This window comes from Streptomyces sp. NRRL F-5630, assembly GCF_000719475.1.
Lineage (GTDB): Bacteria > Actinomycetota > Actinomycetes > Streptomycetales > Streptomycetaceae > Streptomyces.
Genome location: NZ_JOGO01000174.1, coordinates 1 through 1,298, shown reverse-complemented (window position 1 = coordinate 1,298; position 1,298 = coordinate 1). Strand labels below are relative to the sequence as shown.

At 68.6% G+C, this 1,298-nt stretch carries 1 protein-coding gene; it reads right to left on the bottom strand.

Annotated elements, in window-relative coordinates; translation table 11 throughout:
* Positions 1 to 30: 30 nt before the first annotated feature.
* A protein-coding gene (locus IF99_RS0130185) for an IS3 family transposase (protein WP_107049039.1) occupies positions 31 to 1,232 on the bottom strand; the annotation gives its coding sequence in 2 pieces (ribosomal slippage) (positions 31 to 941 and positions 941 to 1,232; 1,203 coding nt in all).
* Positions 1,233 to 1,298: the final 66 nt, after the last annotated feature.

Genomic DNA, 1,298 nt, shown 5'->3' with positions numbered 1-1,298 from the left:
CGGGCCTTGACCCCGGTTCCTGGACACGGGTTATGCGGCTTGCGTCAGCGTAGTTGATGTCGTTCGGAAGGCGTTCTCGTAGGCGATGGGGCTGCGGTGTCCGAGGCGGGAGTGACGGCGGCGGACGTTGTAGCGGTGCAGCCATCGGAACGCGTCGAGCCGGGCCTCGCGCTCGTCGGCCCAGTGCTTGCGGCCCTGGAGGGTCTCGCGTTTGAACGTCGCATTGAAGGACTCGGCGAGTGCGTTGTCCGCGCTGGAGCCGACCGTGCTCATGGACTGGCGGACGCCGGCCTGGTGGCAGGCGTCGGCGAAGGCCCGGCTGGTGTACTGAGCGCCGTGATCGGTGTGCAGGACCGCTCCGGCGAGGCTGCCGCGGGTGCGTTCGGCGGCGGCCAGCGCGTCGACGACGAGATCGGTGCGCATGTGGTCCGCGATCGCCCAGCCGGTCAGACGCAGTGAGGCGAGGTCGATGACGGTGGCCAGGTAGAGGAACTTCCCGTTCTCCAGGGGGAGGTAGGTGATGTCACCGACGTACTTCGTGTTCGTCTCACGTGCGGTGAAGTCGCGGCCGATCAGGTCCGGGGCCTTCGCCGCCGCCGGGTCCGGAGTCGTGGTGCGGTGTTTTCGCCGCAGCCTCAGGCCGGCCAGATTGATGCTCCGCATCACACGTGCGACCCGCTTGTGGTTGACGCGTTCGCCGTCCTCGCGGAGCTCGGCGGTGATCCTGGGGACGCCGTAGGTGCCGTCCGACTCGCGGTGCACCGCCCGTATCCGTGCGGCGAGACCGGCGTCGGCCGCTTGCCGGGCGGCCCGGTCGGCGGCGGTGCGGCGCCAGTAGTAGAAGCCGGATCGGGCGATGCCCAGGATGGTGCACAGCCGCTTCACGCCGTAGCGGCGCTGGTGGTCGGCGACGAACTGGAAGCGGTTCACCAGCGCGTCTCCCCGGCGAAATACTTCGCAGCTTTCCGTAGGATCTCGCGCTCTTCCTCCAGCGCGCGGATCTTCTTGCGCAGGGCGGCATTCTCCGCCTCCAGCGCAGTGGGCGGCTCGACGAATGCCTCGGCCCGGCGGCCCCGCGGCCGACTCGCACCGGCCGCCCTGACCCAGTTCCGCAACGTCTCCGGGTTGATTCCCAAGTCAGCGGCGACCGACCTGATCGTCGCTTCGGGCCGCGACTCGTACAGCGCGACCGCGTCCGCCTTGAACTGCGGCGGATAGTTCTTCATGACCACGAGATGTCCGTTCTCAGATCCTCAGGATCCAGTGTCTCGTGTGTCCAAGATCCGGGGTCAAGGCCC